The sequence below is a fragment of the Amycolatopsis vastitatis genome, from assembly GCF_002234595.1.
GTDB classification, from domain to species: domain Bacteria; phylum Actinomycetota; class Actinomycetes; order Mycobacteriales; family Pseudonocardiaceae; genus Amycolatopsis; species Amycolatopsis vastitatis.
Genome location: NZ_NMUL01000038.1, coordinates 159,446 through 173,064 on the forward strand (window position 1 = coordinate 159,446; position 13,619 = coordinate 173,064).

Annotated in this window: 11 protein-coding genes and 1 pseudogene; 7 read left to right on the forward strand and 5 right to left on the reverse strand. The window is 70.5% G+C overall.

Annotated elements, in window-relative coordinates:
- The first annotated feature begins 15 nt into the window (after positions 1-15).
- Entirely contained in the window at positions 16-195 is a 180-nt protein-coding gene (locus tag CF165_RS32145; RefSeq protein WP_093951333.1) for a hypothetical protein, read from the forward strand.
- A gap of 291 nt (positions 196-486) precedes the next feature.
- Here CF165_RS32145 and CF165_RS32150 read toward each other — a convergent pair whose 3' ends face one another.
- Positions 487-3,108, reverse strand: a complete 2,622-nt coding sequence (locus tag CF165_RS32150) for a valine--tRNA ligase (RefSeq protein WP_093951334.1) — start codon at positions 3,106-3,108, stop codon at positions 487-489.
- A 56-nt stretch (positions 3,109-3,164) separates the two neighbouring features.
- Between CF165_RS32150 and CF165_RS32155 the strand changes: the two genes are divergently transcribed.
- The 5 genes and pseudogenes from CF165_RS32155 (at position 3,165) to CF165_RS32175 (ending at position 8,780) form a co-directional block, all read left to right on the forward strand.
- Positions 3,165-3,458: a hypothetical protein gene (locus tag CF165_RS32155; protein ID WP_093951335.1), complete on the forward strand. Its 294-nt coding sequence runs from the start codon at positions 3,165-3,167 to the stop codon at positions 3,456-3,458.
- Between the two features lie 55 nt (positions 3,459-3,513).
- A complete protein-coding gene (locus tag CF165_RS32160; protein WP_093951336.1) occupies positions 3,514-4,512 on the forward strand; it encodes a hypothetical protein in 999 nt (332 codons plus the stop codon).
- Positions 4,513-4,559: 47 nt separating this feature from the next.
- On the forward strand, positions 4,560-4,997 hold the full coding sequence (locus CF165_RS32165; RefSeq protein WP_093951337.1) for a MarR family winged helix-turn-helix transcriptional regulator: 438 nt from the start codon (positions 4,560-4,562) through the stop codon (positions 4,995-4,997).
- Between the two features lie 86 nt (positions 4,998-5,083).
- Positions 5,084-6,386: pseudogene (locus CF165_RS32170) on the forward strand (MFS transporter).
- Positions 6,387-6,428: 42 nt separating this feature from the next.
- Complete coding sequence (locus tag CF165_RS32175; RefSeq protein WP_093951338.1) at positions 6,429-8,780, forward strand: FdhF/YdeP family oxidoreductase; 2,352 nt, start codon at positions 6,429-6,431, stop codon at positions 8,778-8,780.
- Here CF165_RS32175 and CF165_RS32180 read toward each other — a convergent pair.
- The 4 genes from CF165_RS32180 to CF165_RS32190 form a co-directional block, all read right to left on the reverse strand.
- Complete coding sequence (locus tag CF165_RS32180) at positions 8,771-9,385, reverse strand: hypothetical protein (protein ID WP_240521893.1); 615 nt, start codon at positions 9,383-9,385, stop codon at positions 8,771-8,773. The two genes, CF165_RS32175 and CF165_RS32180, sit on opposite strands and share 10 nt — an antisense overlap.
- A 238-nt stretch (positions 9,386-9,623) precedes the next feature.
- Positions 9,624-11,033, reverse strand: a complete 1,410-nt coding sequence (locus CF165_RS32185; RefSeq protein ID WP_093951339.1) for an LCP family protein — start codon at positions 11,031-11,033, stop codon at positions 9,624-9,626.
- Positions 11,034-11,146: 113 nt separating this feature from the next.
- Positions 11,147-11,272 carry an MFS transporter small subunit gene (locus CF165_RS53495; protein ID WP_439098532.1) on the reverse strand — a complete coding sequence of 42 codons (126 nt, stop codon included), beginning with the start codon at positions 11,270-11,272 and terminating at the stop codon, positions 11,147-11,149.
- A complete protein-coding gene (locus tag CF165_RS32190; protein ID WP_093951340.1) occupies positions 11,272-12,627 on the reverse strand; it encodes an L-lactate MFS transporter in 1,356 nt (451 codons plus the stop codon). Before CF165_RS32190 ends, CF165_RS53495 begins: the two co-directional genes overlap by 1 nt.
- Before the next feature lie 104 nt (positions 12,628-12,731).
- Between CF165_RS32190 and fdhD the strand changes: the two genes are divergently transcribed.
- On the forward strand, positions 12,732-13,556 hold the full coding sequence (gene fdhD, locus CF165_RS32195; protein ID WP_093951341.1) for a formate dehydrogenase accessory sulfurtransferase FdhD: 825 nt from the start codon (positions 12,732-12,734) through the stop codon (positions 13,554-13,556).
- Positions 13,557-13,619: the final 63 nt, after the last annotated feature.

The window sequence follows — 13,619 nt, forward strand, 5'->3', positions numbered from 1 at the left end:
GATCCGGAGTCCCCGATGGGCCATCATGTCCGGGTGGCCGACGCCGAGCCGGGCAGCAAGCCTGCCGAGAAGGAGCAGAAGCCGCCCGAGGCCTTGTCCCAGTTCGTCGGCAAGGTACTCGCGAGCGCCCGCGGGTACTGCACGACTCTGCGGGTGATCTTCTCGACGGAACCCGGCTCAGTTCCCCGGGGGTGAGGACAGTTTCATCGGCCGCTTGTGCTTGGGACAGTCCGGCTTGCCGAAAGAGCTCTTCCGCTCCTTGCAGCCCGGCACCCTGCACTCGTACTGCTTCATGCGCGGCCCAGGTGTGCCAGGAACCCGGTCTTCGACCACCGACCGACTCTGCCCCGGTGCAGGGCGGCTTGTCAACGCGCCGATCGGCGGCAATAGCCGCCCCGACCTCGGCACTTCCTGTCCGGCTTCACAATCCCGGACACGACGAAGCCCGGCACTCCGCGACAGAGTGCCGGGCTTTCGTCAACAGCCTCAGGAGGCCGGGAGCGCCGCCAGGCGGGCCGTGATGCGGTCGATGTCCGCGACCGCCGTCTCCTTGCGGGCCTTGATCTTCTCGATCACCGGCGCCGGGGCCTTCGCGATGAACGCCTCGTTGCCGAGCTTGGCCTCCGTCTGCGTCAGCTCCTTCTGGGCCGCCGCCAGGTCCTTCTGCAGGCGCTTGCGCTCCGCCTCGACGTCGACCGTGCCCGACAGGTCCAGCTCCACCGTCACCACGCCGTCCGCCAGGGCCACCTCCAGCGACGCGCTTGCCGCGAACTCGTCCGAAGGCGCCGTCAGACGCACCAGCGAACGGACCGCCTCTTCGTGGCCGCCGGTGTACCCCGCCAGGCGGGCCGCCACCTTCTGGCCCGGCTTCAGGCCCTGGTCCGCGCGGAAGCGGCGGATCTCCGTCACCAGCTTCTGGACGTCCGCGATCCGGGCGTCGGCCGACGAGTCCGCGTAGCCCTCGAAAGGAACCGGCCACGCGGCGACCACCAGGGACTCGCCGCCGGTCAACGCCGTCCACAGCTTCTCGGTGATGAACGGGATGAACGGGTGCAGCAGCCGCAGCACCGTGTCCAGCACGTGGCCCAGGACGGCGCGGGTCGCCGCGACGCGCGAGGAGTCTCCTTGGTACAGCTGGACCTTCGCCAGCTCCAGGTACCAGTCGCACAGCTCGTTCCAGGTGAACTGGTAGAGCGCGCCCGCCACCTTCGCGAACTGGAAGTCCTCGAACAGTCCGTCCACTTCGGACACCAGCGCGCCCAGGCGGCCCAGGATCCAGCGGTCCGCTTCCGTCAGCTCCGCGGCAGAAGGCAACGGGGCGGCGACCGAAGCGCCGTTCATCATCGCGAACTTCGTCGCGTTCCACAGCTTCGTGCAGAAGTTGCGGGAGCCCGCCGCCCACTCGTCGGCCAGCGCCATGTCCGCGCCCGGGTTCGCGCCGCGGGCCAGGGTGAACCGGGTCGCGTCCGCGCCGTAGGCGTCCATCCACTCCAGCGGGTCGATCACGTTGCCGCGCGACTTGGACATCTTCTTGCCCTGCGCGTCGCGGATCAGGCCGTGCAGGTACACGTGGTCGAACGGCTGCTTGCCGTCCATCTGGTGCACGCCGAACATCATCATCCGGACGACCCAGAAGAACAGGATGTCGTAGCCGGTCGAAAGCACGCTGGTCGGATAGAAGCGGTCCAGGTCTTCCGACGACGACGGCCAGCCCAGCGTCGACATCGGCCACAGGCCCGACGAGAACCACGTGTCCAGCACGTCCGGATCCTGCGTCCAGCCGTCGCCCGAGGGCGGCTGCTCCTCCGGGCCGACGCACACCACTTCGCCGTCGGGGCCGTACCAGACCGGGATGCGGTGACCCCACCACAGCTGGCGCGAGATCGTCCAGTCGTGCATGTTGTCGACCCAGTCGAAGTACCGCTTGCCCAGCTCCGGCGGGTGGATCTTCGTCCGGCCGTCGCGGACCGCGTCGCCTGCCAGCTTGGCCAGCTCCTCGACCTTGACCCACCACTGCAGCGACAGCCGCGGCTCGACGACCGTGTCACACCGCGAGCAGTGCCCGACCGCGTGCACGTACGGCCGCTTCTCGGCGGCGATCCGGCCGGCCTCCCGCAGGGCGGCGACGACCGCCGGGCGCGCCTCGAAGCGGTCCAGGCCCTCGAACGGCCCGGGCGCGGTGATCTCGGCACGCTCGTTCATGATCGTCAGCATCGGCAGGTCGTGCCGCCGGCCGATCTCGAAGTCGTTCGGGTCGTGCGCCGGGGTGACCTTCACCGCACCGGTGCCGAACTCGGGGTCGACGTGCTTGTCGGCCACGATCGGGATGCGGCGGCCGGTCAGCGGCAGGTCGACCTCGGTGCCGACCAGGTGCGCGTACCGCTCGTCGTCCGGGTGGACGGCGACCGCGGTGTCGCCCAGCATCGTCTCCGCGCGGGTCGTCGCCACCACGATCGCGCTGTCGCCGTCGCCGTAGCGGATCGACACGAGCTCGCCGTCGTCGTCGTTGTGGTCGACCTCGATGTCCGAGAGCGCCGTCTGGCAGCGCGGGCACCAGTTGATGATCCGCTCGGCCCGGTAGATCAGGCCCTCGTCGTAGAAGTTCTTGAACACCGTCTGGACGGCCTTCGACAGGTTCTCGTCCATGGTGAACCGCTCGCGCGACCAGTCGACGCCGTCACCGAGGCGCTTCATCTGGCCGAGGATCTTGCCGCCGTACTCGGCCTTCCACTCCCAGACGCGCTCGACGAACTTCTCGCGGCCCAGGTCGTGGCGCGAAAGGCCCTCGCCGGCCAGCTGGCGCTCGACGACGTTCTGCGTCGCGATGCCGGCGTGGTCCATGCCCGGCAGCCACAGCACCTCGTAGCCCTGCATGCGGCGGCGGCGGCTCATCGCGTCCATCAACGTGTGGTTGAGGGCGTGGCCCATGTGCAGGGAACCGGTGACGTTCGGCGGCGGCAGTACGATCGAGAACGGCGGCTTCCCCGACGAGGCGTCGGCCGTGAAGTACCCGGCCGCTACCCAGCGGTCGTACATCGGTGCTTCCTCGGCGGCCGGGTCCCAGGCACCCGGAAGGTCGGTGGTCTGCTGCGGAGCGTTCTCGGTCACAATGGACAAGTCTACGAACCCGTCACGGCGGGTCACCCAGGGGGAAGGCACTCGGGATGGCAGAGCCTCAGCAGCCGCAGGATCCGGACGACCGGCGCCTCGAGACGCACCCGGACCTGATGAACCCGGACTGGCAGAAGTACGCCGCACGGGACGCCTGGCTGGGCGCGAAGAAGGACCTGAAGAAGCGCCGCAAGCGCGAGCGCCACGCGGGCGGCCACCCCCGGCCGGGGCAGAGCCGCTGGCCGGGCGTGCTGGCCCTGCTCATCGTGGTCGGGCTGGTCGCGGCGGCGGTCATCGTGCACCAGCTCCAGGGCGTCGGCGTCAACGAGTTCGCGTTTTTCGGCTAGGCCCGTAACGCTCGTCCCCCGCGGTCGATGATCAGACGTCGGCTTGGGGGGACACATGGACGAAGACAACCTGCTCGACTCGCACCCGGACCTGGCGGACCCGGAGTGGCGCAAGCACGCGCAGACCGACGCGTGGCTGGGCTCGAAGAAGGACCGCAAGCAGTTCCGCAAGCAGCAGCGACGCGCCGCGCGCGGCCCGCGCCGCCGCTGGTGGATCTTCGCGGTGCTCGTGGCGATCCTCGCCGTGACCACGGCGGCGATCGTGCTCATCGGCCGCCGGCCCGTCCAGGACGCCGCACCGCCGAACCCGACGTCGGTGCCGGAGGTCGCTCCCGTCGACCTGGCCCGGCCGTACGCGCACACCCCCGCCGACACCTGGCCGAAGGGCCTCGACGGCGTCACCTCGCCCGCCGCGGCCGCGGTCGGGCCGTTCAAGGCCAGTGCGGTCGCGGCCGCCTACGCGCAGGTCCGGCAGGCCATCACCGCCGCGAACCTCGACCCCGCCGTGCTCTACTCGCACGATCCGAAGGGCTATCTCGCGCTGTTCGCGCCCGACCAGCGCGACCAGCTGGCGCCGCGGCTGACCCGGAAGCCGACGAAGGACGAAGGCGGCTTCGACTCCTACGTGACCGAAATCGCCGACGGCTACCACCTCCTCGACGCCGGTCCCCGCACGTTCGGCACGCTCACCGCGCGCGCCGGCGACAAGCCCGGCGAGCTGGCCGTGGACGCGAAGTACGTCGTCGCGTACGCGTTCGACGACGCGCACCCCAAGACGCTGACCAGCCCGAACGAGATCGTCAGCTTCCTGCGCGTCGACGAGACGTACGTCGTGCGCAGCGGCTCGAGTTTCGCGAAGCGCAGCCTGGGGCTGTGGCTCGACACCGGCCAGAGCGCGCTCTCGTCGGTCGGCTGCGCCGCCGCCAAGGAGGGCTTCCTCGCCCCCGGCTACACGAACCCGCCGGTCGCGGCCCCTCCCAGCGGTGACCAGGAGGCGCCGGGTTACTACGACCCGAAGTACCCGATGCCGACCCTCGACGGCTGCCACGACTGAACCGCCGCCCGGATGCACAGTCTGGACTGAACAGTTAGACTGTGTGTATGGGCGAAGTATCTCCGCACGTCGCCGAGAGCGCCGGCTGGATCCGCGCGGTCGTCGGGCAGCTGCACCGCCGGCTGCGCCAGGTCGACAACGCCGGCATCCTCACGCCTTCGCAGTCCGCCGTGCTCAACCGGCTCTACCGGGAAGGCCCCGCCACGCAGGGCGAGCTGGCCGCCGCCGAGCACGTCCGGCAGCAGTCGATGGCCGCCACCCTCGGCGTCCTCGACGAGCTGGGCTACCTCGCCCGCACCCCCGACCCGGCCGACCGGCGCCGCGTGGTGATCAGCCTCTCGGACGACGGCACCGACACCGTGCGCGGGATCCAGCGGCATCGCGACGAGTGGCTCGCCCAGGCGCTGGCAGACGAGCTGTCCCCCGCCGAGCTCGACGCCGTCACCCGTGCCCTGCCGCTGCTGCAGCGCGTCGCCCAGCACTGAACCCAGTCGGCCTGTAAAAACAGGGAGTCCTTACGACCACCGCCACCGCCCCCGCCAAGTTCGGCGCCCGCCTGGTCACCCCGCTGGTGGCCGGCGCGGTGCTCAACCCGATCAACTCCACGCTCATCGCCGTCGCGCTCGTGCCGATCGGGCGCAGCTTCGGTGCCGGTCCCGGCCAGACCGCCTGGCTCATTTCGGCGCTGTACCTGGCCACCGCGGTCGGGCAGCCGGTGGTCGGCCTGCTGGTCGACCGCTACGGCGCCCGACGCGTCCTGCTCGGCGGCGCGACGCTGGTGATCGTCGCCGGGATCGCGGGCATGATCCCGATCTCGGTGGGCTGGCTGACCGGCGTACGCGTCGTGCTGGGCCTGGGCACGTGCGCGGGGTTCCCGGCGGCGATGGCGGTGCTGCGTCACCACGCCGAGGCGACCGGCCAGGGCGTGCCCGCGCGTGTGCTGTCGGTGCTGTCCATGTCCGCGCAGACGGTGATGGTGATCGGCCCGACGCTCGGCGGGGTGCTCATCGGCCTCTTCGGCTGGCCCGCGATCTTCGCCGTGAACATCCCGCTCGCCGGCCTGTCGCTGGTGCTGGCGCTGCTGTGGGTGCCGAAGGACGACCGCGGCGAGCGCACCGCCACCCGGATCGACGTGCTCGGCATCGCACTGTTCTCCGCGACCCTCCTCGCGCTCCTGTTCTTCCTGATGAACCCCGGCGCCGAGGCCTGGCTGCTCGCCGTCGTCGCCGCGGCCGGGACCGCCTTCACGCTCGTGGAGCTGCGGCGCGGTGCCCCGTTCCTCGACCTGCGGATGCTCGCGGCCAACGGGCGCGATCCTGCGCACCTACCTGCGGCAGTCGCTGAGCTTCATGGCCATCTACGCGATCATGTTCGGCTACGTGCAGTGGCTGGAGACCGCGCGCGGGCTGAGCGAAGAAGCCGCCGGGCTGATGCTGCTGCCGATGTCGGGCACCGCCGTCTGCGCCGCGGCCTTCTCCGGGCGCGCGTCCGGGATCAAGGCCCGGCTGGTCACCGTCGCCGTCGCGCTGGCCGTCGGCTCGGCACTGCTCCTGTTCGTCCACGACGGCACCGGCGTCGTCGCGCTGCTGGCACTGGCGGCGTTGTTCGGCCTGGCCCAGGGCCTGACCAGCGTCGCCAACCAGACGACGCTCTACCAGGAAGCCCCCGCCGACCAAATGGGCACGGCGAGCGGCCTGTTCCGCACCGCCCAGTACCTCGGCGCGATCGTCGCCTCCACGCTCATCGCGCTCTGCTACGGCCCGCACGCCGACTCCGCGGGCCTGCACCGGCTCGCACTGGCCCTGATCGCCATCACCGGGCTCCTGTTCGTGGTCACGGTCGCCGACCGGGGACTGCGGACCGCCGAAGCCTGACCCCTCCTGGCGGGCACGATCATCGAGGCGGACGATGAACGCATGACCCGTGAAGCGCCGGCACAGGACGTGGACGAAACCCGCCTCGAAGTGGGCAAGCCGAAAGGCTGGGCGGCCGGGATACCGGGCGTGGCCGTGTCGCTCGCGCGCAGCGTCGAACAGATGGGCACCGGCCGGACGATCAAGGCGCTGCGGCTGCTGAACCAGCGCGAGGGCTTCGACTGCCCCGGCTGCGCGTGGCCGGAGCCGCGGGAGATCGACGGCGAACACCGCAAGCTGGCCGAGTTCTGCGAAAACGGCGCCAAGGCCGTCGCCGAGGAGGCCACGAAACGGCGCGTCGGCCGGGAGTTCTTCGCCGCCCACCCGGTTTCCGAGCTGCGGGGGAAGACCGACTACTGGCTGGGCCAGCAGGGCCGGATCACCGAACCGTTCGTCCTGCGCGAAGGCGCGACGCACTACGAGCCGATCTCCTGGCACGACGCGTTCGAGCTGGTCGCGGGTGAGCTGAAGGCGCTGACCGACCCTAACGAGGCGATCTTCTACACCTCGGGCCGGACCAGCAACGAGGCCGCGTTCCTCTACCAGCTGCTGGTGCGCTCCTTCGGCACCAACAACCTGCCGGACTGCTCGAACATGTGCCACGAGTCCTCGGGCGCGGCGCTGTCGGCCACCACCGGCGTCGGCAAGGGCTCGGTGAGCCTCGCGGACATCCACCGGGCCGACCTGATCGTCGTCGTCGGGCAGAACCCGGGCACGAACCACCCGCGGATGCTCTCGGCGCTGGAAGAGGCGAAGGGGAACGGCGCGAAGATCATCGCGGTCAACCCGCTGCCCGAGGCCGGGCTGATGCGGTTCAAGAACCCGCAGAACGTCCGCGGCGTCGTCGGCAAGGGCACGCCGCTGGCCGACGAGTTCGCCCAGATCCGCCTCGGCGGCGACCTGGCGCTGTTCCAGGCCGTCGGGCACCTGCTGCTGGCCTGGGACGCCGAAGCGCCCGGCGCGATCATCGACCGCGAGTTCGTCGAGCAGGCGACCGAAGGCTTCGACGACTACGCGAAGCACCTCCGCGAGATCGACTGGCCCGAGGTCGAGCGCGCGACCGGGCTGCCGCGCGAGCAGATCGAACGCGTCGCGCGGATGATCGCCTCCTCCGAGCGCACCATCTACTGCTGGGCGATGGGGCTCACGCAGCACAAACACGCCGTGCCGACGATCTCCGAGATCGCGAACCTGGCGTTGGTGCGTGGGATGATCGGCAAGCCCGGCGCGGGATTGTGCCCGGTGCGCGGGCACTCGAACGTCCAGGGCGACCGGACGATGGGCATCTGGGAGAAGATGCCGCAGTCGTTCCTCGACGCCCTCGCCGCCGAGTTCGGCATCGACGTCCCGCGCGAGCACGGCTGGGACACCGTCGACGCGATCCGCGCGATGCGCGACGGCCGCGGCAAGGTGTTCTTCGCCGTCGGCGGCAACTTCGCGTCGGCGACGCCGGACTCGGCGCTGACCGAGAAGGCGCTGAGCTCGTGCGCGCTGACCGTGCACGTGTCGACGAAGCTGAACCGCTCCCACGTCGTGCCCGGCCGCACCGCGCTGATCCTGCCCACGCTGGGCCGCACTGAGCGCGACGTCCAGGCGAGCGGCGAGCAGTTCGTCACGGTCGAGGACTCGATGTCGCAGGTGCACACCTCACGCGGGCGCCTGGAGCCGGCGAGCGGGCACCTGCTGTCCGAGGTCGCCATCATCTGCCGGCTGGCCGAGACGCTGTTCGGCGCCGGGCACGCCGTGCCGTGGCGGACGTTCGAGACCGACTACGACCTGATCCGCGACCGGATCTCGCGGGTCGTGCCGGGCTGCGCCGACTACAACCGGCGCGTCCGCGAGCCCGACGGCTTCGTGCTGCCGCACGCCCCGCGCGACTCCCGCGAGTTCACCGGCACCGCCAACGGCAAGGGCAACTTCACCGTGTCGCCGCTGGAGTACCCGCAGGTGCCCGAGGGCAGGCTGCTGCTGCAGACCATGCGCAGCCACGACCAGTACAACACCACGATCTACGGCCTGTCGGACCGCTACCGAGGCATCGAGAACGCCCGGCGCGTGGTGCTCGTCAACCCGGACGACCTGGCCGAGCTGGGCCTGGCCGACGGCGCCGTCGTCGACCTCGTGTCCGAGTGGCGCGACGGCGACCGCCGCGCAGCGGCCTTCCGGATCGTCTCGTACCCGACGGCGCGCGGTTGCGCGGCGGCGTACTTCCCGGAGGCGAACGCCCTGGTGCCGCTGGACTCGGTCGCGGACAAGTCGAACACGCCGGTGTCGAAGGCGATCGTGGTCCGGCTCGAACCAGTCCGGGAAGAGCCAGTCCGGGAAGAGCCAGTCCGGGAAGAGCCTCAGCCCTGATAGTCCCGCTGCAGCGTGCTCGCCATGTCCGTGACCACGGCCTGCACGTTGTCCAGCGTCGCGGGCGGGATCAGCGCGGCCTCGGTCCCGCCGTCGGCGACGACCAGGCCCAGCACGACGTTGCCGGTGCGCACGGCGGCCCACTGCTCGGAGAACCCGGCCTCGTCACCGACCCCGGTGGCGAGCCGGACGCCCGAGTGGTCGCCGAGCGCGTCGGTCATCAGCTGGCTGGCCTTGGCGGCCGCCTGGTCGGCGTCGGGGTCGGTGAACCGCACGACGGCGATCGTGACGAGCCGGTAGTCCTGCAGGTCGGGCTTCCCGCCGCCGAGGTCGCGGGCGAACAGGCGCTTGCAGCCGGTGATCTCGTTGCCGTCACCCGGCTGGTCCTCCGGCACGACCTTGGCGTCGGCGGTCTTGATCGAGTCGGGCGGGATCTCGACGGTCCCGGGCGCGAGCTGCGCCCGCGCGTTCGGCCCGGGCAGCCGGCAGGCGTCTATCGCGCCGGGGTAGTGCACCGAAGCGGACGCCGACTGGCACCCGGCACAGAGAACGGCTGAAGCGAGGATCGACAAGATCCACCCATGGCGGGTGACGGTGCTGCGCATAAATTCCGGACTTTCCGTATTCCTTGAAATTGTCTTTCCGGAGCGCTCACCGATCGGGTGAACTTCCCGCGCCGCCGGCCGGTACAACCGCCGACGGTCCCCGCACACTGCCTCACCAGGGCCGCAGCGTCAAGACCAGTGACCCGCGTGGTCCACCGTGGTCCAGCGGGCCGGAAAGCGGCTCGGGTCCTCGCGGAAATCCGTGCGCATTCGTGGAATCAAACGGAAAGGGCGATGATCAATTCACGCAGACGACTCCGTCCGAAGTGATCGGTTCGTCCCCGGCGCCCGCGGGCGCGCCGCCGCCGGCGGCCACGCCGGGACCGGAGTAAACCGTGCCGAGGATCACTTCGATGTGCCCGGCCGGGACCGCCGCGGACTCCTGCGTCGCCAGGCCGCCGAGCAGCTTGGCGACCTCGGCGCCGCGCGTGGCGAGGTCCGGGCCGAAGCGCACGAGCGACGTCCGCCGCGAGCCGGTGGCTTTGGGCGTGCCCTGGGTGAACCCGTGCTGCTCCAGGAACCCGCCCACCCGGGCCGCCAGCCCCTCCTTCGGGCCCGCGTTGGAGACGTCGACGGTCACCGGGGCGGCGGCCGGCGTCTTGGGCGCCGCGGAGCCGATCAGGCTCGCGGCGAAGGACTTCACCGCGGCCGGATCCACCTGCACCGCCGTGGCTTTCGGGTTGGCCGGGTCGTACCGGTAGTCCACGTTCGCCACGGGGATCGTCGCGAACTGGATCCCGCCGCCGCTGACTCCGCGCATCTGGGCGACGAAGTCGAGCAGGTTCCACGAGTCGTCCAGCACCACCGAGCGCTTCACCGCGTCGATGAGGTCCGAGAGCCTCCCCGGGTCGGCCAGCGTGCCCGCCGACAGCACCTGCCGCGCCAGCCCGGCGAGGAACACCTGCTGGCGCCGGACGCGGGCGAGGTCGGTGCCGGGAAGACCGTCGCGCTGCCGGACGAAGGCGAGCGCGTCCGCACCCGAGATGCGCTGGGGACCGGCCTGGAAGTCCGCACCCGAGTTCTCGTCCTTCGTGGCTTTCTTCAGGCAGACGTCCACGCCCCCGACGGCCTTGCTGATCTCGTAGAAGCTGAGCAGGTTGACCTCGGCGTAGTGGTCGATCTTCACTCCGGTGAGGTCCTCCACCGCCTGGCGCGTCGCCCGCCGCCCGGCCGTGAGCGCGGCCTGGTCGATCTTCGCCTTGTCGGTCTCGCCCGCCTTGCGCAGCCGCGCCGCTTCGGCCGCCTTCGCCCGTCCGAACGCGGAGTTGATCTTTCCCTTGCCGCCGGGCATCGAGACGTAACTGTCCCGCGGCACGGAAAACCCTTTCACCTCCTTGGTGCCATTGGGGATCCGCAGCACCATCAGGGTGTCGGTGAGGTCGTCGCCGTTGGCGCCGACCCGCAGCTCGCGCAGCATGTCCGCCGGCAGCGGCTTGCCCTGCTGGTCGTTCCGCGAGTCGCGCCCGACGAGCAGGATGTCGAGCGAGCCGTCGGCGGGCTGCTCCCCCGGCTTCGTCTCGCCTTCGGCGTCGATGACGCTGTCGCGCGTCACTTCGTCGAGGGAGCGGAGGTTCGCGTAGCCGTACGCCGTGCCGCCGAAAACGACCAGGGCCAGCCCGGCGACGACGATCTTCCCCAGTGGATGCACGCCCTACCGACGCCTGGCCGCCGTGGTCTGCTGCATGAGTGAGGCAGGTCACAGACCCCCGGACGCCGTGAAGGCCACCTCGATGACCTCGAGGTGGCCTTCACGAACCCGGGCTATCCGAAGAGCTGCACCAGTTTCAGGAACAGCTGGTAGACGCCGTAGCCGAACGGCAGCACGACCCACGCCCACGCCAGCACCATCAGCGGCACCCGGTTCGGGCCGGTCTCCTCCTCCGCCATCACGCCTCACTCCTCACGGCCGCGCCCGCCGGCGCGGGCTCGTGGAACTTCTCCTTCACCGGCCGTACCAGCTCGTTGGCGACGAAGCCGACGACGAGCAGGCCGATCATGATGTAGAACGACATCGTGTACAGGTCCGGGCCGGACTTGCCCGCCGCCTTTTCGCCGTCGGCGATCCGGTTGACGATCAGCGGGCCGAGCACGCCGGCCACCGACCACGCGGTGAGCAGCCTGCCGTGGATCGCGCCCACCTGGTAGGTGCCGAAGAGGTCCTTGAGGTAAGCCGGGACCGTCGCGAAACCGCCGCCGTAGAACGACAGGATCACCATCGCGCACAGGATGAACACGAGCTTCGACGAGTTCTGCGTCAGGGCGATCACCAGGTACAGCACCGCACCGAAACCGAGGTAGGTGCGGTAGATGTTCTTGCGCCCCACCAGGTCCGAAGTGGACGACCAGACGAACCGGCCGAGCATGTTGCAAAGCGACAGCAGCGCGACGAACCCGGCCGCCGACGCCACGCCCACCGGCGTCGACGTGCCCTTGAAGAAGTCCTGGATCATCGGCGACGCCTTCTCCAGGATGCCGATGCCCGCGGTCACGTTGAAGCAGAGGACGACCCAGAGGCACCAGAACTGCGGCGTCTTGATCGCATTGGCGGCCGAGACGTTCGCGGTGCTGATCATGGCCTTGCCGTGGTCGGTCTTCGGCTCCCAGCCCGCCGGCTTCCAGCCGTCGGCCGGGACCCGCACGAGCAACCAGCCGAGCGACATGAACACCGCGTAGACGAGACCGTGCACGAGGAACGCCGTCGCGATGGTGCCCGCGTCTGGCGAGGTGCCGAGCATCGAGGACGACCACGGCGAAGCGATCAGCGCGCCGCCGCCGAAGCCCATGATCGCGATGCCGGTGGCCATGCCCGGCCGGTCGGGGAACCACTTGATCAGCGTCGACACCGGCGAGATGTAGCCGATGCCCAGGCCCACACCGCCGATGCCGCCGTAGCCGAGGACGACGAGCCAGTACTGGCCGGTGGCCACGCCGAGCGCCGAGACGAGGAAGCCGGTGCTGAAGCAGCACATCGACACGAACATCGCCCACCGGGGGCCGTTGCGCTCGACGAGCGTGCCGCCGAAGGCCGCCGACAGCCCGAGCATCACGATGCCCAGCTGGAACGGCAGCGCGCTCTGCGTGCCGGTCAGGTGAAGCGTTTTCTCCAGTGGCGGTTTGAACACGCTCCACGCGTAGGCCTGGCCGATGGACAAGTGCACCGACAGGGCCGCCGGCGGCACCAGCCAGCGCGTCCAGCCCGGCGGCGCCACCGTCCGGGATCGGTCCAGGAAGCCGAGAGCCATCGAGTCCCCTCCGTACTCTCATGAGTGATGCTGGGAATGTATTACCAAAAACCCGGTGTTGCACCATACGAGTGTCAAACTTTCGGGCAGGGAAAGGTGTGCCGATGGGCAGGGTGACCGTGCGCAGGCCGGTGCGGCGGATTTCCGCGACCGGGGACCAGCGCCGCCCGGACGCGCTCGCGGCCGAAGAGCCGCTGGAGCTGCGCGTCGGCGGCAAGGCGCTGGCGGTCACGATGCGCACGCCCGGGCACGACGTCGAGCTGGCCCACGGCTTCCTGCTGTCCGAGGGCGTGATCGGCGGCCGCGAGGACATCGCCGTCGCCCGCTACTGCGACGGCGTGGACGACCAGGGCCGCAACACCTACAACGTGCTCGACATCGCGCTCGCCGACGGCGTGCCGCCACCGGACACCGGCGTCGAGCGCAACTTCTACACCACCTCTTCGTGTGGCGTCTGCGGCAAGGCCGCGCTCGACGCGGTCAAGCTCCGCACCCGCTTCCCCCCGGCTGGGGCCGCGTTCGCGGTGAAGAGCGAAACGCTTTCCGGCCTGCCGGACGCGTTGCGCGCCCGGCAGAAGGTGTTCGCCAGCACCGGCGGCCTCCACGCGGCCGCGCTGTTCACCCCGGACGGCGAAATCGCCGTCGTCCGCGAAGACGTCGGGCGGCACAACGCGGTCGACAAGGTGCTCGGCTGGGCGGTCCTCGAAGGCCGGATCCCGGCGCCCGGTCACGGGCTGCTGGTGTCCGGGCGCGCGTCGTTCGAGCTGGTGCAGAAGGCGGCGATGGCCGGAATCGGGCTGCTGGCCGCGGTGTCCGCGCCGTCGTCACTGGCCGTCGAGCTGGCCGAGGAGAACGGCATGACGCTGGTCGGCTTCCTGCGCGGCGACTCGATGAACCTCTACACCGGCGACCACCGCATCCTGACCTGAGCCCGGCCCGGCCGCCGTCGTGTCGTCTCCCCCATCACGCGTGTCGTCTCTCCGATCACGCGA